Source organism: Labilibaculum euxinicum (assembly GCF_963678175.1).
GTDB classification, from domain to species: domain Bacteria; phylum Bacteroidota; class Bacteroidia; order Bacteroidales; family Marinifilaceae; genus Labilibaculum; species Labilibaculum euxinus.
The window spans coordinates 2667583-2690415 of record NZ_OY782756.1 but is presented as its reverse complement, the minus strand read 5'-3'; the positions used below and the strand labels follow the sequence as shown (position 1 = coordinate 2690415).

Annotated in this window: 15 protein-coding genes; all 15 read right to left on the bottom strand. The window is 35.5% G+C overall.

The window, feature by feature from the left end:
- Positions 1–146 precede the first annotated feature (146 nt).
- The 15 genes from ACY0M5_RS10790 to ACY0M5_RS10720 all read right to left on the bottom strand — a co-directional run bounded on the left by ACY0M5_RS10790 (position 147) and on the right by ACY0M5_RS10720 (position 22824).
- Entirely contained in the window at positions 147–1538 is a 1392-nt protein-coding gene (locus ACY0M5_RS10790; protein WP_461629104.1) for a RagB/SusD family nutrient uptake outer membrane protein, read from the bottom strand.
- Positions 1539–1618: 80 nt separating this feature from the next.
- On the bottom strand, positions 1619–5140 hold the full coding sequence (locus ACY0M5_RS10785) for a SusC/RagA family TonB-linked outer membrane protein (RefSeq protein WP_461629103.1): 3522 nt from the start codon (positions 5138–5140) through the stop codon (positions 1619–1621).
- Between the two features lie 205 nt (positions 5141–5345).
- Positions 5346–6533, bottom strand: a complete 1188-nt coding sequence (locus ACY0M5_RS10780) for a FecR family protein (RefSeq protein WP_461629102.1) — start codon at positions 6531–6533, stop codon at positions 5346–5348.
- A 260-nt stretch (positions 6534–6793) separates the two neighbouring features.
- A complete protein-coding gene (locus ACY0M5_RS10775; RefSeq protein WP_124991359.1) occupies positions 6794–7345 on the bottom strand; it encodes an RNA polymerase sigma factor in 552 nt (183 codons plus the stop codon).
- Between the two features lie 393 nt (positions 7346–7738).
- The gene (locus ACY0M5_RS10770) at positions 7739–8947 is read right to left on the bottom strand and encodes a TlpA family protein disulfide reductase (protein WP_461629101.1); all 1209 of its coding nucleotides are present in this window, start codon (positions 8945–8947) and stop codon (positions 7739–7741) included.
- Positions 8934–10001, bottom strand: a complete 1068-nt coding sequence (locus tag ACY0M5_RS10765) for a thioredoxin family protein (RefSeq protein ID WP_461629100.1) — start codon at positions 9999–10001, stop codon at positions 8934–8936. Before ACY0M5_RS10765 ends, ACY0M5_RS10770 begins: the two co-directional genes overlap by 14 nt.
- Positions 10002–10032: 31 nt before the next feature.
- Complete coding sequence (locus ACY0M5_RS10760; RefSeq protein WP_124991356.1) at positions 10033–10923, bottom strand: hypothetical protein; 891 nt, start codon at positions 10921–10923, stop codon at positions 10033–10035.
- A 10-nt stretch (positions 10924–10933) separates the two neighbouring features.
- Entirely contained in the window at positions 10934–12475 is a 1542-nt protein-coding gene (locus ACY0M5_RS10755) for a RagB/SusD family nutrient uptake outer membrane protein (RefSeq protein WP_461629099.1), read from the bottom strand.
- A gap of 110 nt (positions 12476–12585) precedes the next feature.
- The gene (locus ACY0M5_RS10750; RefSeq protein WP_461629098.1) at positions 12586–16287 is read right to left on the bottom strand and encodes a SusC/RagA family TonB-linked outer membrane protein; all 3702 of its coding nucleotides are present in this window, start codon (positions 16285–16287) and stop codon (positions 12586–12588) included.
- Between the two features lie 17 nt (positions 16288–16304).
- On the bottom strand, positions 16305–17486 hold the full coding sequence (locus tag ACY0M5_RS10745) for a FecR family protein (protein ID WP_461629097.1): 1182 nt from the start codon (positions 17484–17486) through the stop codon (positions 16305–16307).
- 92 nt (positions 17487–17578) lie between these two features.
- The gene (locus ACY0M5_RS10740) at positions 17579–18118 is read right to left on the bottom strand and encodes an RNA polymerase sigma-70 factor (protein WP_124991353.1); all 540 of its coding nucleotides are present in this window, start codon (positions 18116–18118) and stop codon (positions 17579–17581) included.
- 285 nt (positions 18119–18403) lie between these two features.
- A complete protein-coding gene (locus ACY0M5_RS10735) occupies positions 18404–18664 on the bottom strand; it encodes a hypothetical protein (protein WP_461629096.1) in 261 nt (86 codons plus the stop codon).
- 372 nt (positions 18665–19036) lie between these two features.
- A complete protein-coding gene (locus ACY0M5_RS10730) occupies positions 19037–19573 on the bottom strand; it encodes a hypothetical protein (RefSeq protein ID WP_461629095.1) in 537 nt (178 codons plus the stop codon).
- 169 nt (positions 19574–19742) lie between these two features.
- Positions 19743–21302, bottom strand: coding sequence for a hypothetical protein (locus tag ACY0M5_RS10725; protein WP_461629094.1), 1560 nt, complete (start codon positions 21300–21302; stop codon positions 19743–19745).
- 334 nt (positions 21303–21636) lie between these two features.
- Complete coding sequence (locus ACY0M5_RS10720; protein ID WP_461629093.1) at positions 21637–22824, bottom strand: tetratricopeptide repeat protein; 1188 nt, start codon at positions 22822–22824, stop codon at positions 21637–21639.
- Positions 22825–22833 lie beyond the last annotated feature (9 nt).

Sequence of the window (22833 nt, the reverse complement as noted above, 5' to 3'; positions counted from 1 at the left end):
GTTATTTTAATAGATTGAAATGTCTTTCCCAAAATTCCTCTGTCGAAATGTCTTTAGAAAACTAGCCAATCCAATATTAGCACAGAACCGCCTTTAAGCCTGACAAATTTGGTATCAAACTTTAGGACGGTTCTGTTACAAAAAATTTAAGGATTATTCTCCATTCCCGGATTTTGGTCCATTACTTTTTGAGGGAAACGCAAGGTTAAACGTTCAGGACTTAATGTATAGGTTGTCTCGATTTCTCCGGAGACTGTATAAATGACATGGGTGTATGTAGCACCTGAGAATAAAGGATCAACAGACAGTCTTCTCATATCAAACCAACGATAACCTTGTAATGCAAATTCCCTGATGCGTTCATCCAGTATAAACTTAATAAGATCTAATTGTTGACTGGCAATTTCCACAGGCACAATAGCATCTTCCTGAGGCATTCGGTGTTTCCGTAATGTTTCAAGATCCTCAACAGCTTCTGGAAGCTCATTCAGACGTGCTTTACATTCTGCTCTATATAAGTAAAGATCAGGGATATTAAAGCCAACATATACTGCCATGGGGCTACATCTCCTTAAGAAACCTTCCGGTAAGTTACCGAATGGAAAATATGTAGTTCTAAACCAATTCAATCGCAGGTCAGAGTTGTCATACAATGCCACAGTTTGAGGAGGAAGTACTAGTTCATTCCAAACGTAAGACCAGCCATTCATCATTTGAAAACCGAGCATACTTTCCTTACAGCTCTCTACTGTTGGGTATTCGGGACCAAAAAAACCGATTGGCAGGAAAGCTCCTCCATCGGAAAATTCTACATTATAGTCATAAAGACCTACCGGCACTGTTGCATTGCTCAAATCTGCAATAGAACCATTGAACAAGGGCAAAGCCTCATTAAATTTGCCCATATACATATACGTTTTCCCTAGTAAGGCTTTTGCGAATGCATCAGACGGTCGCATACGCTCATCCATATGGGGAAGATCGGGGATGGCTTCAACCAAATCATTGACAATAAAATCATATACATCTTTTACACTGGCTCTGGTAAAATCATTTAATGTAATATCTGATTCTGTGATAATCGGAAATCCCGGATCAGTAGCAGAACTCACCTCATTATAGGGCTTCCCATAAAAATTAATTAACCATAAATAGGTATTGGCACGACCGGCCAAAGCTTGAGCACGTATCGATTTTTTCTCCTCTTCAGTTCCACCTTCGGAATCCATGACTTCGTTTATAATCTTATTATAACAATAAAGCATAATCATAAATTGTTTCATTTCATCTGCATCTTCATCATTATCATAGATTACATCCTCCCATTTGAAAGAACGTGAAGAATGTAGATCTGTAATTTGGAATTCAGGCTGTATGGCAGCAATCTCATCACCCAAAACAATTGATGCAGTCGAAATTTGATCGACTAAATCACGATTGTTAAGTAATAAGTCGTAATCCCATGTTTTATCTGCGATCAATTTACCTTTAGGTTTAACCTCCAGGAAGCTATCTTCACAGGATCCCAGCCCAAGCATAATCAATACTAATAGAGCTGTTATTTTTATATATTTAGTTCTTATTTGCATAATAAATGTCTTTTATGTTTTTATGATCTTTAAAAAACAACCCGAAGGCCTAATGTTAAAGTATTTTGATTTACTGGTATCGTGATAATGCTATTATCATAAATATCCGAACCAGTAAATTCCGGGTCAAGGCCGTGCTTGTTGGCTTTCCACAACATAATGTTTGATACTTGTGCCCTTAGGATAATTTCATCAATATTAATCCGGCTGAGAAGGCTTTTAGGCAAACCGTATGAAAGTGTGATATCGCGTAGTTTTATGAAGGAAGCACTAAATACATTAATATCTCCCATATTATAATAATTTATATCTCTACGGCTATTTTCAGTTCTATTGGTGATATAAGCTGGAATGTTTGTAATATCTTCGTCTCCGGGTTTTTTCCAACGATTAAAGATTTCAGCTGACACATTTCCACCGGTTCCAGTAGAACCAGTATGATGTGCAAACTCTCCTGTAAAATTATTTTCAGCAGGCTTTCTCATTACATATCCTAAGTTGTAAACAATATTAGCTGAAAGGCTAAATTGTTTATATCGGAATGTATTTGAAAAACCACCACTCCATTTTGGCTGCCCGGTTCCCATAAAAACAACGTCTTCCGCCGTAGCGGCGTTTGGAGCCTTGGTAATATCTCCGTTTGCCAGCATTATCTGTGGATCGCCCATTTCATCCAAACCAGCATATTTATATGCAAATACGGCAAAAGCTTCATAGCCTTCCAGGAAGGTTGTGTTGATCTTTTCCCAATCCCCTGTAATAGGAGTTTCTGTATTTAGTTTGGTGATCTTATTCTTATTATAAGAGAGTACAAATAAACTGGTCCAGCTGAAATCCTTTTTTTGAATGTTCAGAGAGCTTAAACTAAGTTCGACCCCCTTATTTTCTATATCTCCTAAATTTCCTATAGTAGCGGAATATCCGGTGAAAGCATTGGTGGGGTAATATCCGATTAGATCCGTGGTCTTTTTTGAATAAAAATCAATTGTACCGCTTAATCTATTATTAAGCAAGGCAAAATCTATTCCAGTATTAAGGGTCTTCGTGCTCTCCCATGTAAGCTTGCTATTGGCAGGTGATGTAATCTTACTTGTAAGTCCATTATTGTACCTGGAACTAGCATTTGCCTGAATAATATCGTAAGATGAAGCTGTACCGGGAGTAGGTGAATTTCCTGTAACACCAAAAGTAGTCCTGAATGCCAAGTGATTAATCCAGGATTGATTTCCCATAAAGTTCTCATCACTTATATTCCATTTAAAACCAAGACCCCAAGACGGTTTATTTTGGGCTGACTTTTCAAGCCCGAATAAATTGCTTTCGTCAATTCTCCAACTTCCATTAAATGAATATTTCTTGTCAAAAGTATAAGCCATGTTTGCATAATAAGAAGAAATACGAACTAGTTGCTCTCTCTGATTAAAATAATCAGCATTTATACTGGATCTACCACCAACTTGTGGGACGACAGTTCCACCGATTCCTTTTGACAAAATCTCATAATTCAATGGAGAAAAGGTTTGCAATGCTTCATTATATCCTCTTACTGTACTCCCATTTAATTTAGTTAATTGTTCCTGGGATTCTTGTCCAAATAATACAGTTAATTCATGGTTCTCCATAAAGGTTTTTTCAAAAGTCATCTGGTTCCTGATTGTCCAGTTTCTACTAAACTGATCATTGATCGAGTATCTACCACCAGTGGTAGGAAGATAGTAAACGGGCGTATCTTCTGGACTATCGGCAACTGTAAATTGCGCCACCTCAGCTCTTACCAGATAACTTTTTTCATCATCATACTTTGTGATTTTCGAATTACCCCTAACATAACCATAAACCCCTTCAAATTTTAAACCGGGCAACACATCTACAGTTATACCTCCTGTAATTCGGGCCAAAAAATCATTCCCTTTTGTATAGCCGTAATTAAATTCATCAAGTGGATTCCAATCCAGGTCAATGCGGCTTCTCTGTTCAAATTGCTCACGGTTCGGCTCACTAAAATATCTCATATAGGGCATAGAAAGATTGTTACCTTCTGCGTCCTGAAACCTTTGGTAGGGATAAAAACGATTGCCTATACCGAGTGTTCGTTTTGCCTCTGTAACCGTTCTTGTTAGATCCGTGATTAGGTATAAGCGAATATCCTTATTTAATTTTAAATCTTGTCTAAGATTTATTTTATAGTCTTCATCCTTTTCACCCGGCCGATTACTTTGTGTATTCGTATAAGACAAGGAGCTATAAAAAGAATAAGATTTACTACCTCCTGACAGTGCGAGGGTATGATTCATCAAAGAAGCATTGCGATACCATAGATCAGAAATCTCTTGAAGATTATTGATGGATGCCAGGCTGTTAAGTTTTGCATTGGCTTGGGCATCTGTAATATTTCCTAAAAATTGGTCATATAATATGGCCTCATGTGGGGGAACTCCATGCGATCCTGTATTAACATAATTAAGCACATCTGAATAGGGAACTGCTACCGGATCAAAAACTTCTTTAGCTGTTTGAATGAATTGTTCACTGTTTAAACCCGGCAAATAATTTAAATCCGGTTTGCCCTGAAAATTAACAAAAGCATCATAGGTGACTTTTATTTTATCACTAGCCTTCCCCTTTTTTGTGGTGATAACAATAACTCCGTTTGAAGCACGAGAACCCCAGACCGAAGCTGCGGTGGCATCTTTTAATACTGATATGTCTGCAATATCTTGTGGATTAATTGAAGAAATATCACTCATTTGAATTCCATCCACAACGTAGAGCGGGGCTCGATTTGCATTAATTGATGACAGACCTCTTATTAAAATACCTTCAGCATTTGGAGCATTATTTGTCGCTAAACCGGGCACTAATCCATCCAAACGATTTAATACATTCATACTACTGGTTCGGTCTTGCACAACATCCAAGTTCGGTTTTGAAAAAGATCCGGTAACCCGTTCTTTCCTTAGGGTTTGGTAACCTGTAATAACCACTTCATCCATTTGCACTGAGTCTGCCTGAAGTGTAATATTCAGTAATGCTTGTCCATTGTAAGCAATTTCCTGTGGAAGCATTCCTACAAAAGAATATACCAAAACAACATTCTCATTATCAAAAGAAATTGTATAGTTACCATCAATATCAGTAGCGACACCTGTTGTCGTACCTTTCACAAAAACAGAAACACCAGGTAGAGGCGACCCATATTTGTCGGTAACCTTACCATTAATTCTCTTTTGCTGAACGGGTTGATCAATTACCGGAGCTTTCTTTGTAATTACAACAAACTCTTCGATTATTTCATACTTTAAAGGAGTTTGCCTGCAGATTTCATCCAGAACTTCTTCTAAACTTCCTCTATCCATATTCAATTCAACACTTACGCGATCATCAACATCCTCTTTGTTGTACATGAAAATGGTTCCGGTTTGATGATTCAAATCTTCCAGAATAGTTCCCAACAAAGATTCTCCGGATTGAACACTAACTTGTTGACCGAGGGATACCGATGCCGAAAGCTGCAAGGTACAAACCAACATTAATAATAAACTTAGCTTCATAGCCAGCAGGGTTTTTCTAACGGCTGGTGATAAACACCGCCATTTCAGGTTTTTTTTCATAACTTTAGGGTCTAGATTAATACTGCCATTGATTTCATAACTCAATGGATAGTTTCTATTCAAACAGGGAATGTGTCCGCATTTCCTGTTTTTTTTTTATTGATATACCGTCAAAACACCGCAACTCCCGGCAAATTGACATTTGCTAATTGGGTTTTCCTACTATTATTTTATCTCCCTTTACGGCAAACTTAACATCAGCCATTTTTTCAATTATTTCCAAAGTAAAATCGAGCGACCTGTCCTTCTTGGCAGCTCCTGCAAATCGTAAATTCCGATATTGATTCTCAGTAAAAAAGAATTCTACATTGTACCATCTGCTTAACTGATGGCAAATTTCTTCTAAAGACTGATTCTTGAATTGAAACACGCCGTTTATCCAGGAAGTATACAAATCGACATTTACCTTGTTTACCTGAAACTGATTGCTGCCTCTTTTAACAACTGCCTGGTAACCCGGCTCCAATAATTCAGAATTGCCCAGACTACTTACCTGAACACTTCCCTCAACCAATGTTGTTGTAATATCCTCTTCATCATTGTAAGCCGATACATTAAACTTGGTTCCCAACACTTTCACCTCGGTACCATGCGATTCAATAATGAAAGGTTTCGACTTATTATGAGCGACTTCGAAATAGGCTTCCCCGGTGAGTTCCACCTTACGGATTTCACCAATAAACTGCACCGGATATTTCAAGGACGATTCTGAATTCAACCAAACTTTGGTTCCATCGGCCAGTGTTAACGAATATTCTCCTCCACGCGGTATGTTAATCTGATTGTAGATTAGTTTGCTTTGCAGTGAACTGCTCTTCTTATAAGTTAAAGCGTTGGACGCATCGTTTTGAATCAAAGTTCCATCAACTTCAGCAATTACGCTATCCAGATTCTCTTCCAGATTCACTGCATTGCCGTTGTTCAATATTAAAACTGCTTTTTTGGAACCAATAGTTGATATTTCGGCAAAATTGTAATTTCCATCGAAATTGTAATCTTTTTCAACTTGATACACCATTAAATATCCTATCACACACATCACGATCACTGCTGCAGCATATGGCAACCAATAATGTAATTTACTGTTTTTCGGCTGCTTCTTAGCTACTGATACTGCCCCAATTATTTTAGACCAAGCCTCTTGTGTCTTTATTTCCGTAAGACTGCTTATCGCTCCACTCTCCTTAAGCAAAGCCAAATAGTTTGCAAATTCTTCGGCATTTGTTTCATTTTCTGCCAACCAATTCTCTAAATGTTTTATCCCTTCATCTGAAATCGCATTCTGATGATAGGATGCGATAAGATCTATAATATGTTCTTTTGAAAAATTCATTTTATTGTTCTTTTAACTCTATAAGTGAAAATGATAAAAAAGGGTGACAAGAATTTTTATTTTTTTTTATAAATTTTCCTGAAAGGGTAAGAATTTAGAGTTAATTCGGGTCTGGAAGAGTCTTGAATAGTCGAAAGATAATTACAACTGGTTAAGAACCCCTAATCCTAAAGAGGACTTTAAAAACAATCTGAAATCTGAAACTCCGAGCTAAAGCACGGAGCAATACATTTTATACTTGATACTTTAGACTTGGAACTTTAGGGCAACATGATCATGATAAGAATATCCAAATTGCTGCGCAATTGTTTTAAGGCTCTTGAATAATGTGTTTTAACGGTATTCACCGATACATTTAACTCGGCAGCAACCTCAGCATATTTCATCTTTTCAAAAACAATGGCTTCAAACACTTTTTTGCATTGCTTTGGTAATAGATCAATTTCCTGATACAATTTAGACTTACGTTCGTCCAATTCCTGGGATTCAAATTTATCTTCGATAATCCCATAAGCTTTGTTCTCTATTTCTTCAAACCGATATCGATTCTCTTGTTTAATTTTATTGATGGAATTATTTCTTACTATACTAAACAGGTAGGCTTTAATAGAGCCTGTAAAATGAATCAACCTGTTTTTTTCCCATAATGTAATAAAAGCTTCCTGAACAATGTCTTCGGCCTGATCGATGGAATCAAAATATTTGTGGGCATATGCACAGAGTGGTACATAGTATAAATCGAACAAGAGGCGGAGTCCTGATTCGTCTCCACTTTTAAACTTACTGATGATATCTTGTTCGTGATTTTCCATATTTCAGTCTGTAAATGTAGAAAAGCATAAGGAAAATACAAAAGAATCAACAATTCACCCGTTTATCAGGTGGATACAAAAAAACAATCATTGATTTACAAATCAAATCCTGGAAAAAATAAATAAATCATTATGAACTATTATTTCATTAAGTTTTTCTTTCGTAAAAGCTTCTTCAATATTTTTTTGAATACAAAAAATAGTACTAGTGCAATTATACAAAATGCGATAATGCTTCCAATTACCCAAAGAGAAGTCAATGACTAGTCTTAAAATAGCGTTACATAAAAAGAGGATGAGCCAATCTGCACATCCTCTTTTTCAATCTGCATTATTTTAAATTAACTTTAGTTAAAAACTAAAATTTATTTAAAACAACTCTTAATTAATTTTCTACTTAATTATTTTACTAATAATAATATCCAACGCCCCAGGATCATGCCCAACGTGACGAATTGTTCCGCTTTTATCTACTAAAATAAAAGTTGGCACACTCATTAAATGATAAGCTTTTTCGAGTTGATCCATGGTTGCAGTATCCCGCAGCAATTGAGACCATTCCATGTCCTCTTTTTCCAATGCTTTCCGCCACTGTTTTTCATCCTTATCAATAGAAAGACTTACAAATTTCACCTTACTATTGTATTTAGAATGCAACTGTTTTACAGTAGGAACAGCTGCAAGACATGGCATGCACCACGAAGCCCACACGTCAACAAATAGAAACTTTTCCTCTTCCATAAAATCAGACAGTCTTAACTTTTTACCTTTTCCGGTTAAAACATCAATATCCTGAAAAGGCGTTCCTGTTGTATACGGCGCCATTTCATCCAGCTTCTTTTTAATTTCAGATACCCGAATTGAATCTCCTTCTACCACACCTGCAACCTTTCTCCATATGGCTAAATCTTCCTGTGAAAAGCTGTATTCTGCATCTAAAAATTTACTCATTATGAATAGAGAAACAGAACCCCCTTTTTGTTCGATAAACGATTTGTAAGCCGCAAGAAGTGACTGGTGTGCATTGTGTAAATCATTGTACAGACTTTCCTTGGAAACTTCACTCTTTTCATCCCACGAATAATATCGCATACTCTTCTCAGAATAGTCAATTTCATAAGGGCGCAACTGATTACGAAATGCTGTAAACATTTCCTCTCCTTTTCCTCCGTCAACACTTACATTCGCCTCCTTGTACAGCGGCGAGGATAGATATACATACGAAAGAGGGATACTATCCAAATGAGCCGCTTTGTACTGCATTTTAACATTTTCCACCCATAAGGAAGTAGTTGTTTCGAATTGTTGTTCATAAGACGCATCCACTGGAATCAACGCCCGGTTAGTTATAACCAACTTAGCAGCCACAGGTTCCTGCACACTCCCATGCAAAACAAAAGATTCATTTTCAACAGTATCAATTGCCATCAGAGAATTATTCCCATCCTCCTCATTAATCAATTCAACAATTAAACCATTGTACATTCCCGGTATTTTTGCTGTAATCTCAAATTCCTTCTTTGAGTTTTTGCACGCATTTAAAGAAAGTGTAACGATCCCTAAAATTAAAATGGTAAATCTGCTCATTTTATTTTTTTTCATAAGATCTGTTTAATTTTTCCTCCAACATTCGACCTGTTTTGTTTTCTATTTTCATTGTTTCTGAAGATTCTCCCCAAACTAAATGCAAAGATTTCATAAGCACATCGTAAACTTCTTCGTCAACAGGGAACGATAAAATTTTGTTAAAATCTCTTTCATAAGCAATTTTATCATTCAAGAACTGGGCTTCAGAAAGATCTCCTAATGCTAAATAAAAATCTCGATCCGGAATTGCTGCATTTTCAAGCAAGCTTCTGAACGAAGGAATTTCATTTTTCAATTCAGCCCCATAATTCTCTTCCGGAGTTATCATTCCTGTTAAGTAATTATAAAAATGAGACCACAATGCAGCCATTTTCACATAAGCAATACTCTCTTTATCCATCATAGGAGTAATCTCCTTGTAATGCTGTAAATAGTATGCATAACGGGCACTGTTCCAATCGGCATAACCGATACAATTATACAATATCAGATAATCAATGCTTACTCTTTCCTTTTCAGTTAAGTTCTCAAAAAGCTGATTTGCCACTTCTGCGACTTCTTTTTTTGAAGAAGCATCCGTTAAAGCATTAATATAATCTAACATCTGTTTTTTACTCAGTTTTCCCTGTCTGTAATTCTGTTCTAAATAATCCAATGAAGTCTCTTTAGTAAGACCGCGTTTGACCATATTTATAAAGATAGATAGTGTATCAGCCCCAACCACTTTATGCTGGATTTCTCCATCAGGACGAATGATTAAAAACGTTGGGTAAGCTGTAATTTCTTTTTTGTATTTCTCATCCAAAGTTTTTCCTTCTTTTTCCATATCGAATTCCAGAAAAACAAAGTGTTTGTTAAAAAAAAGACCGGCTTCAGCAGATTTAAACTGCTTTTTCATCCATTTGCAAGGACCACACCATGATGTATATCCATCTATAAGAACCAATTTTTTTTGTTGCTCTGCTTTAACCAAAGCTTCTTTAAATGTTATTGATTCTATCTTCACCCCTTCTTGTGAAAAAAGAAGAGATGAACAAAACAACAAAATCACCAATAAAATATTCTTCATAATTATATTTTAAAAAATTTTAAATGGATTTTTATTCATATACTACTATTCCGTACGATCCCAACACTTTTATCAGCTCTTCCATCTTTTCAATGCAAATAGGATATTCAGCATATTTTGTTCTGAATTCTTCTTCACTCATTGCAAAAACTTCCTCAATATAGGCTCTCAGATCATACTTCGCAGTATTAAAGGTTACTAACCAATCATCAGCATAAGTCATTAGTAATCCTACTGATTGGTATGGATTTGGAACATTCCACGGGTAGATATCATAGTACTCATTACTGTAATTGTAAAACTTTTCAAATTCTGCTGCAGGAATTTTATCTATCTGCGCAATAATTAGATTTTTTAATAGATCCGAGGCCAAAGATTTTCTCTCGTTTTCATTTAAAATACTTAAATCACCCAGAGCAACAGCAGTACCCTGTAAGCCGTTATAGAAATTAGTTAATTCCGGTTCAGAATAATATCCATATTCTTTTTTGCTTACTAACATGCTATTTGTTAGTAAAAATGAAAACGGATGCATTTCCTTTGGGATTTTGGGAAGAATTTCCTCTTTGACGAAATCAGATGCGAACTTTTGAAGTTCGATATCATCATAGTAGTTAAATTCAAATTTATTACCTGAAGATGAACTGGTCATAGAATAGCCGGGATTAAAAACCTCATTTACAACAACTGATTCCCCGGCCAAAGATGTAACAGTATAGGTAGTTAAGGTATCATTAAAGAGTAGGTAAACTCCCGTTGCATTAAAAAATTCCCTCCTAAGCAAAGATTCTTCATCCATAGCTCCCTGGGCAGGGGCAAAAATATTCTCTTGAGGATAGTCTGTTTCAAGATAGGCTTCGTCTTCACTACACGACGAATTACATAAAATCAGACAAAACAAAATTATATATATATTTTTCATATCAATCGTATTATAAACTTTCATTAAAACCGTCTCTAGCATCTCTCCTATTGTCTTTCATTCCTTTGTTGTACTCTAATTCGACCTGAGGAATAGGCAAGGTATAAGCAGGATCATTGGGAGGCAAAACATATGATCTTCTCGCTGAGGGAATATATTTGTATGTATTGGGATCTTCCTCAAAATAAGTATATGATGCAGTTAGTGTCTTTGTATTGGGATATTCCGAAACCACATTGTACCGGCGTAAATCAAACCAACGATGACCTTCGAGACACAACTCCCTGCGACGCTCATCCCTGATAAAATAAATTAACTCGTCATGAGTAAGGTTATTTACTTTTGAATTATCATACAAATCACTGGCAAAACGATTGCTTCTTAATTCATTTAGAGCTTGTTTTGCCACATTGTCATCATTCAAAAAAGCAGCAGATTCAGCCAAATTTAAGTAAGCCTCTGAAGTTCTGAGAACAAAATTATCCGATAAATCTTTGGTTTCAAAATCAGCTCCTGTCATTTTTTTCAGGTATGTAATTTGCCCTTCTTTTACCACATAATACGTTGTTCTTAAATCTCCTGGCTCATAAGAATTGTACAAATCTGCAGAGATTTGAAAATTATTGGAAAAAAGAGAGGTGCTTACAGCAATATTTCCTGGAATTGATGCTGCCCCCATGGAAAAAATCAGTTCGGGAGAGGATGGATTTAAAAATTCTTCGCCTGCAAATGTGTTTAAATCTTGAAGCGAACTTTTTGCATCCAATACTTTTTGTCCATAAATCTTTGCATTCTCATAATCCTGCATATACAAATAAACCCGACTTAGCAATAATCGAACCCCATTCACGTCAACTCGATATAATGATTGATGCTCAACTCCTTCCAATGCTTTTTCTGCATCCAATAGATTTTCAACAATAAACTGATATACTGTTGCAACTGTACTTCGTGTATAAGTAAGATCTTCGATATAGGGTGTAGTTTTTAAGGGGACCGCTAATGCAGTTTCAGCAGAAGATGGATTGTAGGCCTCTCCGAAAAGATTTGTCAACACAAAATAGTATGCCGCCCGTAAAAATAAACTCTCTCCTTTTATTCTGCTAATGTTCTGAATGTCGGTATCTGTTTCTCCTTTAAAATCATTAATCGATGAAAGAATAACATTCAAAGAATTAATATGACTGTACAAATTATTCCAATCTGCAGAATCGTCCCAGCTATCGCCCCCATCGGGATTCCGTGTTACTTTTTGCTGCCAGGTATAATATCCAGATAAAGCATAACATGCCGCTTTAGGGAGATAATCATCACCCTGTATATATTGCTCGGTTTCATCTGCCATAAAGTGTATATAAGGGTAATAAAGACCTTCCCGAACTCCCCACTGATAAGATTGCACATCGTTACGTGACATGTAGGCATTGCCTAACAGCAATTCATCAAGATCGTTGTACCCTTTAACATATGCCTGATCCTGCGAGTATTCCTCTAAAAAATTAGAACAGGAGGCCAGTGCAAACAGAAGGAATATTATTAAATATTTTTTCATATGATTATAATTTGTTTTTTAATTGCCATATGGAACTTACCATGCGGAGATAATCATCTCCCTGTGTGTCAAAATCGCTTTGGCATGGACGTTTCATAATCGTAAAACTTTTAGAATGATACACTAAGGCTCAAAGTAAATGCAGGACGCTCTGACAGCTGAATATCAGTAAATCCACTTTGCGTTGGGGTTTGTCCTTTTAATTTACTTGAACAAAGAATAAATGGATTGGAAACCAGGAAAGAGGTTTCTAATCTGGATAGCGCCCAGTGTGAAATCGTTGATTCTGGGAATGAATACGTTAAAGACAGACTTGAACATTTTAAATAATCGGCGCTCACTACCCGTAAATCACTATAATCATACATTTCCCACAAGCTATTGGCAATAGTAGGAACCTGCCCAGATGTGAATCCTGACCAATGGTACTGATAATCAGTATATGCACTTGAGTTCGGACTAATAACAGCAGGAATATTGGTCACATTTTCATCACCAGAATGTTGCCATCGGTTAAGCATCTCCCTGTTTATATTGTCTTCTGGTCGAATTTCTGATCCTGTTTGATTGTACAGACGAAAAAGGCGGGTCTTTGCCCCTAAACTATAGGCAAAATTAGCGTTCAACCTCAGGTTTTTATACTCTAACGTTGTATTAAAACCTCCTGTTACGATAGGTTCTCTACGTCCGCTTGATTTCATTACCTTCATGAATACATCATAATTGTCGATGCCATACAAAGTTTCTTTCTTATCCTGCAAATCATTAAACATTGGTCCCCCATCGTTTGGGTTTAAGCCAATAAAATCGTAGGAATAAAAGGAACTAACCGATTTCCCTTTTACCGTAGCGGTTCCTTTTAAAAAATCTGTATAATCGTATTGCTCTGCAGAAGGAAGTGTATTCACTTTATTATCCATGTAGGAACCTGAAGCAGACAAGTACCATTTAAAATTTTCAGTTTTTACAGGTATCGCGGTAATTGAAACATCATAGCCCGAGTTAATAATCTGCCCCCCGTTTACTACAGTCGAACTTAAACCATTCACGCCGGATATCTTCTTTTGCATATAGGCGTCTTTTGTTTCTTTATGATAATAAGAACTGCTTACCATTACTCTGTGGCTGAACATCGAAAACTCCAGACCTAAATTAAAGGAACCCGTACGCTCCCATTTTAAATTCTCGTTAGGGAATATAGAAACTTTCGATACATATTCATTGTAATGTGTATCATATGGCTGTTTTGAAATAATCATTTCCGGTGATTGACCACTCAACATATTTCCCTGATAACCATACGAACTTTTCAAAAGCAACTCATCAAAAATTCCTGTAAAACTTTTCAAATGCTCATTCAGATTGTATGAAAACGAAGCCGACCACACAGGCAAAAGATTGTCGTTACTTTTGCTTCCAAATTTATTTGACCCATCGTAACGCATGTTACCATTCACGGTAAACAAATTTTTATAACTATAGGAAACACTCGAATAGAAGGAAAGTACATTAGAAAGGTTATCACTTACAACAGGTAAATTCTCACTTTGCCAATTTGCATAGGCAGGATATAAAGCCGGAGAAACTACAGCAAACTGCATTCCTCTCTCAGGATAATAGCCCCTTGTGCTATTAAGGTACCCTTTGTACCTGTCAGAATTCATCTCGAAGCCCACCGTGGCATTAATATTATGCTGTTCCGACTCTCCCCAATATTTATTTGCATTAGACTGCAAACGTGCAGTATAAGAATTGTTCCGGGTTTGATTCATTGTGTATTCACCTCCAAATGGCAACTCGCTGTATTCTGAATCAATTTTATCACCAAGGTTAGCTCTACGTAATTCCGAAGCATGAAAAGTAGACTCCCCCCAATAAGAATTAATGTCAGTATTGGACTGTGTATATGAAAATATTCCATTAAATGATAACCAATCTTTAGGAGAAAAATTCATATTGATACGATAGGTAGAGTTATTGCTCTCCTGTTTACAGCCACTGTTAGCTAATTCATTCAAGATATTATACACGTAGCCATCACCAACAATATAATTGTCTTCCGGAGTTATTAATCTACTTGTATTGTAGGCATAATTAACAGGAGAAATTTCATCTTGATAATACCTGCGCTTTCCTTTATTTGCATTAAAAGCAAATGAGGTAGAAAAAGCAGGAGAAAATCTCACATCTAAATTTAGAATCGCCGTATAACGTTTGCTCGTATTGTCTTTAATAACATCATTATTGTTCGAGTATCCAAAAGAAGAATAGTAACGGATATTATCTGTTCCACCTGTAACACTAACTGTATTGTCTGACGAAAATGAGTCTTCAGTCAATTCTTTAAACCAGTCGGTATTTGTATTCTTCAACGAAGAGACCTTTTTGTTAAATTCATCGTAGCCAATTTCTCCTGCGTATAAGCTTCGTAACGCACCTTCGTAACCGACCCAGGAAACCGTATTTGAATACCCATAATTATCATTTAAAAGCTCACGGGAAAAATTTACTCTTTCCCTGCCAGTCATTAAATTAATATTGCGGTTCGAATAACGAGGTCGTAACTTATAACTATTATTAGTATTGAAGGAAACAACTGGTTTTCCTGCATGACCTTTTTTAGTGGAAATTACAATTACACCATTGGCTGCTTTTGTTCCATACAAAGCCGTAGCCGAAGCATCTTTTAAAACATCGATCCTTGCGATATCCTGAGGATTCAAGCCTGAAATAGCATTTCCAATGCGATTTACGTAATCAGGGTCATTCAACTCTTCCGGAGATATTTTTACCGGATCAGAAACAACAATACCATCAATAACCCACAATGGTTCACGATTCCCGATCAAGGTAGAGGTACCTCTGATTCGTATTTTTGGTACAGCTCCAACCTCTCCTGAATTTGTACTTACAGCCATACCTGAAATATGTCCCTCAAGCATTTTATCAATAGTATTCCCTCCTGTCACCAAAATATCTTCTGCTTTAACAGAAGCAACTGCACTTGTCAATTTTCTACGATCGATCACTTGATATCCTGTTACAACAACTTCATCTAAATTTGCCGTATCATATTTCAAAACTATTTTTAAATCGGTCTGTCCATTATAAGTGATCTCTTGCTGCAACATTCCAACAAAGGAAAATAACAGTACCGCATTTTCATTTTCAAAAGAAATAAAGTAATCACCATTTGCATCAGTTGCTGTACCATTTGTAGTCCCTTTAACAACAACTGATACTCCTGGCAGTGGAATACCATTTTCGTCGGTAACTTTACCTTTAATTTCTTTCTTTTTTTGTTCTGCTTCGTTAACTGGTTGTTTTGTTCTGTAGCTTATAATTACTACATCTCCATCTGTAGTATAAGTAAATGGTAATTCTTGAAATAGATTACTGAGGCACTCCTCCAATGTTGCAGATTCCAAATCAACCGATACCTGGTAACCTTCTACATCATCGTAAGAGAATACAAAATCGTAATCTGTCAATTCTTCAATTCTCTCCAAAGCCTCGGAGAGTTCTACCTCTTCCAATTTTAAATTCGAAATGATCATTTGAGAATTTACCCGCGCATAGGTCGTTAGTAAACTCATCAACAAAATCATTTTTAATACAGTAAGTCTCATAAGCCACTGTCGGGTTTTTGCCCTATCCCAATTCGGAATAAGGTGGGTTAGTTTTTTTTTCATAAATTTGTGATGATGATTAAACAATAGTTCATCCCTCCAAGGATGAACGGTTAAATTTTGAGGGATAGCTCCAACTATCCCTTTTTTCACTCCTAAATCCCCTGATGGGGACTTCAGCATTATATCATTTTTAGGGGTTATCTATTAACATCAGAAACCACAATTACATTTCCTTTCAATTTCATGCTTATCCTGCCGGTTTGCTCCAGCCTTCTGACAATTTCTGCAAAATCTTCATTCCGGTCAGCCCGCATTCGAAAGGTGTAATCTTTCACCGCCGGATTTTGATAAAAAACTTTAAAATCGTACCAACGTTCCAACTTTGTTAGTATATCTTCCAAGCGTTCTTTTTCAAAATAGAAATACCCGTCTCTCCAAGCAGTATATTTTCTCACATCAACTTGCGAAACATAAATTTTATCACCTCCAATTTTCAAGTTGGCATTATCGCCTGGTATCAATTGCACCTTACCTGAGATTTGTTTTGAATTGAGCACAATACTTCCCTCAACCAATGTAATATTTAGTTCCTCGCCGGGATAAGCACTCACATTAAACTCTGTCCCCAAAACACGCGTAGTTGTACTCTTTGTCTTTACTAAAAAAGGTTTGTCGGGATTTTTTTCAACATCAAAGTATGCTTCCCCAAGCAATTCCACTTCTCTTGTTTCGCCGGTAAACTTCACAGGATAACGAAGTTCTGATTCTGAATTTAGCCAAACCTTTGTTCCATCAGATAAAACCAGTTGATATTCTCCCAGGCGCGGCACCTTCAAAGTATTGTACATATCAGCCAACTTGCTTTCGTTACTCTTTCCTGCAAAACCTGCATACTGAACTACATGGTTTGAATCGGTGTGAATTTGCACCCCTTCCTTTTCGGAGATTATTTTATTGATGCCCTCATCTAAACGATACTCATTCCCACCGGACGTAATTAATAAAGCTTTGCTGTTTCCTTTTTCTATTTGTACAAGCTGATTTCCATCCTGATCCAGTCGTCCGACAATTTTATCAAATTGAAAAATGAATGCACAGGATAATAAGACAGCAACACTTGCTGCTATCATCCAGCCTCTCTTTCTTCTTTGCTGCTCTTTCAATTTGTAATTTAGCTTTTGCCACTCCAAACCAATATTTGGAGCATCAATCTGCTCTAACTTCTGTCCGGATTCTTTGTATTGCCGCAACTCTTTGTACAAATCGAGCATTTGCTGGTTGCTCTCGTATTTTTGAAAGAAGTTAGACCCATATTTTTGAGGATTTTTCAGTACTTGAAAAACCTCCTCCAATTGATCATGATTATATGATTTTTTCATCTTTCTTATAATATTATCAGATTTGAGACATGTAGAATATCCTCGTCTTACAAAAACAACACAAGGAAAAAATGAAATGGGTGAATTCTTTTTTATTTTTTCTTCGAAACATGAAGAAAAAACAACAATAAATCGCGGTCCAGATCGTGACGCAATTTTTTTAGGGAATTGGTTACATGTGTTTTTACGGTATTCACAGAGATATTTAATTCTTCAGCAGTTTCCTTATAACTTAAATTTTCGATAAAGCATTTTTTAAATACGCTTCGGCCTTGGGGGGGTAATTCCTCAATGGCTTTCCTAATTTCATCCAGTACGGAATCATAATCCTGATATTCGTCTTCACCATATCCGGAACTGTGTAAGGTTCTGCTGATGTATTTTTTCTCCACTTCTTGTCGTTTCAGGTAATTTAAAGATCTGTTCCTGACCATACTATACAGGAATGATTTTAAGGAATAGGAAATATCCAATTGATTGCGCTTGTTCCAAACTTCCTCAAAACAATCGTTCACGATATCTTTCGCAACTTCGGAGTTGTTTAAAAAACTTTGGGCATGATAATACAAACTGTTATAGTGTTCCTTAAACAATTCTTCTAAAATGGTTGTATTTATGAGTAGTTTAGCCAATCTTTCACTATTCTATTTGAAATTAATTCACTCTAATGACGCTCCTAATTTACTACTTCAAGTAATAAACTCACGCAAATTAGAAAATAGGTGAAGTAAATTTTCATTTTTTAAAATTTTCACCACTCTTTTTTGATTAAGCATTTTATGCAAATGACAAACGATTTTTAACATTTGATTCGAAAAAATAATAAAAACAAAAAGCTGCCCATAAGACAGATTGTTTAAAAATTGGGAAACACAATCCTACAAAATGTGTGATTGATACTCTTTTCGGGAGGTTTTTTATTTACTCATAAATACTATGTAAGCAACATGATTAATGGAAATGCCATTCCCATCATTCTTCGAAACATCAAATAAGTGCTTCGCCCAAGTATAACTTTTTACAACAGCCGGATTTGCAGAAGAGGCAACATCTTCAGGAAGCTTGCAGTCATCAGTCATTAAAGTCTGATTTACATGACCAAACGAAATTGCATTGGGTTCAAAGATATCGAAAGCATCCAGAATCATACCCATATCGTCTACTGTCTTAGGAATCAAATTCCCTTTTGGTGTTTCATTTACAAAATTCTGACAGGAGAAAAAAAGCAGGACAATAAGGATTATATATATTTCTTATAACGAACATTTTAATTTTACAGATTTAATTTCAAAGTTACTGTATACTTAGCTCTGACGGCAGTTTGTCTAAAACCAATCAAACTGCTCAATTCAATTTTAAATATAGCGGTTTTAAGCATACATAAAAATGAAAAATCCTTTTTAAGCTCTCAATAATTTAGAGTTTCTGGATTTTTAACCTAAAAAAGGAAGCTCTAAAATCATGTGAATTCACATGTTTTTAGAGCTTTAATTATATCTGTTTTGAAATATTAGTTGGTTGTGCAACGGTTACTTTTGTTGTGGTTAGTATTATTTTAATAAAAGACTCAAGCTGTTATATTCACCTTGTAATTTTATTATATCTTCTTCCGTCATTTCTCTTGTTTTAAACTCCTTATCCTTTAATTTGATTCGGGCTTTATTGGATTCTTTAAAGGAACCTATTCTAATTTCTCTTTCCTTTACTATTCCATGCTGATTGTTTTTAAAATAATAAAAATCCTCGAAAACTATTGAATAAAAACTATTACTCTTTGTTTCAAATCTGCTTTCTAATCCTGAACATTTATATTCTAAGAATACAGAATCCCTTAAATAGAATTCTGTTTTTGTTTGCATAGTAGTTCTATTAAAAAACTCCGTCTTTAGAAGCTTGTATTTACCAGATTTGAGCAATTCCATTTTCATGTAACGGTCTTTGTTCTTGATATCTTCAAATTGATCAACAAGAATACTCTCCTTTTTAATTTTTTCAGTAAGTATTTCAATGTTTTTTACCCATGAAGATTTGAAACTAACTAATGTTAAAAGGGCAATAAAAATTAATATTGTTGATGTTCTTTTCATTTATACTTTTTTTAGGTCTGGGAAATATTAACCACAATGTTTAGTATATGGCAAGTAGGCGATTGCGTGCTTCAAACCTATCAAACCGAGATGGAGATGAAGCGGGCTACAACCCCTGAATTCACTACTATCTCGGCTATTATTTTTTATATATTGTTACCGCCAGTTTTTATTTCATCACTGTCTCCTTTAGAAAAGCTGCAGTTAATCTAATCCCAATCTGTGTGGCAGTATCAAAGACCCATTTTCCCGACTTTTTTAAAACTTCAAATGTCTTATTTTTATCTCCAGTTTGAGCTACTTCTTGAGCCTCTGCAACAATAGCACAAGCCGAAAAATGTTCTGGCTTTGTTGCACTTTCCTTTAAACTTTTTAGAAGTTCTGCAAGTTCATTTGAAATTATCTCTATTTCACTTTTACCTTCTTCATTAATATTAATTGACTGTTCAAATTTTGAGTCAATAATTTTCCCATCAGGGCCAACTATTCCTGCATTACCTTTATTTATGTAATTATTTTCTTCCATGACGATTTTATATAAATTAATATTTTCTTTGGATTCAACCTTTGTAAAGAAGTCTGTATTATGCCAATGAAATAGGTGTTTGTAAACCTGTGAATTTGTGATTTTCAATTTGGCTTCAAATATTTTCCGAGAATGGCTTGTTCCAGTATTTAATAAACGCGTAATAATTCCTGAATGTTTGGATATGTCTGTTGATTTCAATAGGTTTTCGCCTCTGTGCTTCTCATAATTGAAGTATTCCATATCTATGTATCCAGGCTTATTTTGACCTCCCAAACTTGTTGGTATCTTCATAATACCTTCCGCCTCCAAACATGCATTTTCAAATGCTTTAATATAAAAATCAACTTCTTGATTTACTCCTAACAGTCCTATTTCTGCTTTCCCTATCGCTATAGTTAAGCTATGAAGGATATTACGAAGATTTTTAACCTCGTCATTATTCCTCATTTGTAAAGCAACCTGTATTGGAGAACAAGTCGGGCTTGAATCTGCAATACACAACATCGCAGCCGAAGGAATTTGTGTATTTAGCTTAGTCAGAATATCATCATAACCAATTCTATTACCTAGAGCAATTCTTTTATTATTTATAATTTGATTAAATTTATTTATTCCAGAAGTAGGGAATCCATATCCATTTGATATTTCCCAAACAGTTGATTTCAAATACCCAGCACGAGCAGGGTGTGGTGAATAAGTCAAATTATTTACAGATGAAAAGGCTAAATATTCAGAGATGCCATTTAACACTTGTGACCAGAAGTTTTCTTTGCCATTTTTAAAATCTTCCATTCCTTCAGAAAACTTCTCTTTTATTTTCTCATTAGAAAGTAATTCTTTTGTCCATACATTTTTTGGTTCTGAAATATCAACTCCTGATGTTGGTAAGAAATCAATAATCCCCGTTTGGGATTCTGAATATAGTAAATCAAGGTCTGTCCCTCTTCCATACCATAGAGGAATCCATTCTTTCATTACATAAATCTTATTTGCAAATAGAATCTGCTCTAAAAGAGCCACCAAGGCGTCTATCTGAAAAGCACCACTTTTTATTGTGCCATTATACACAGTCTTGGTATTTGTCCCAATCCACCCCCAATCTTGTGATGAGTCACATTTTGCGGAAAGAAAATCAGCTATGACCTGTAATGACCAATTGTCTGTTAGAATATTTGTTCCTGAGTAAATAGTTTTCTCCATGCATTCATTTCTAAAATTGGCGGTAACGGCAGTCTGCCTAAAAACTTATCAAACTGCTCAATTCAATTTTAAATATAGCGGTTTTAAGCATACATAAAAATTGATATTGCTTTTATTTTGAAATAGAATTGAGCTTCTTATTTGGACCAATTTCAACTTTACCAGCACCCGCTACCACACCATTTTATAGTGTACTTACGGTAATGATGTCTTCTTTTCCAATCTAAAGGAACGCGATACAATCGCGCACAAGCGGGGAAAGCCTCTCCCTGCTAGTGATTACTAGCGGGACGGGCTATTCGATTAGCGGTTCGGCTTTTTTTATTTGAAATAATCATTTTTCACATTGTTCAAGTCCTTCTTCAATTGCGTTAAAAACTGCATGGTCTTTTTCAAATACTTTTTCAAATTCTTGTTTCGCTTTGATAAAATAATCTTTCGCAACCTTCTTGTCTGTTTCAAGGTAAATCCTTGCTAAATAAAAATTTAAACTTCCTTGAACTTTTTTATCGTCTTTGAATTCGGAAGATTGTGATTTATAAAAATCAATTAGTTCATTGTCTTTTTTGTTGCTGAAATAAATTTCTTCAAGGTCGTTGTAAATTGTCGGATTTGCTGGGGCTAAATTGAAAAACGCTTTTGTCGTTTCATTTGCTTTTTTGTTATTTGTCTTTAAGTATAAGTTGAGAATTGGTTTAATGTTGTAATAATTTTCTGGGTCAATTTTATCCGCCATTTCATAATATGTCAAAACATTTTTGTCGTCTTTGAGTTCGGTATATATTTGTCCCACCATTCGTGCAGCATCGCTTTTATATTCCCTGTCGTTGTAAATGTCAAGTGAGTTTTTTGCGTATTTCAATGCGTTTTCTCTATCGTCTGTAAAAAGGTAAGCATACGCTAAATTGTAATGCGAACTTGCGTATTTGTCATTTAGTTCAATTGATTTCAAAAAATAAGGAATACATTCTTTATTTTTTTCTTGTACTAGGTTTATGTAACCCAAAACGTAATAAGATAAATAATCAGCACAATTTCCGTCAATTGCTTTTTGAAAATTTGTCTGTATAAGCGGAAACAATTCTTTATCATCTTTTAACCAACGTCCCCCATATTTCAAATGAACTTCATAATAATAGTCGGCGAGTCCTTTGTTGAGTTTGCAGTTCGTTGGATAAATTTTGGTAAGTCTTGTAAGAATGCTGTCAACTTGGAACATATGCATACTAAATGAACCTTCTTTTCCTCTGTAATCAAGAATATCTTCGTCTTTATTAATGTCTGTCAATGCAAACATTTGGTGCATAATGCTTGTTACAAAATAATTTAGCAAAATATCTTCTTTAAGCAAAACAACGTCAGGTTTGTCGTTTGCTGGGTCTAATTTGTCAAGCAAGTTGAACGCAGTTTCGTATTTTTTTTCTGCGATAAAGTCGTTTGCCTTTTTAATTGTTTCAATTTCTGTCTGTCCGAAAACTGAAAGCGAAAGAAGCGTCAATAATAGTATAATTATTTTTCTCATTATATTTTT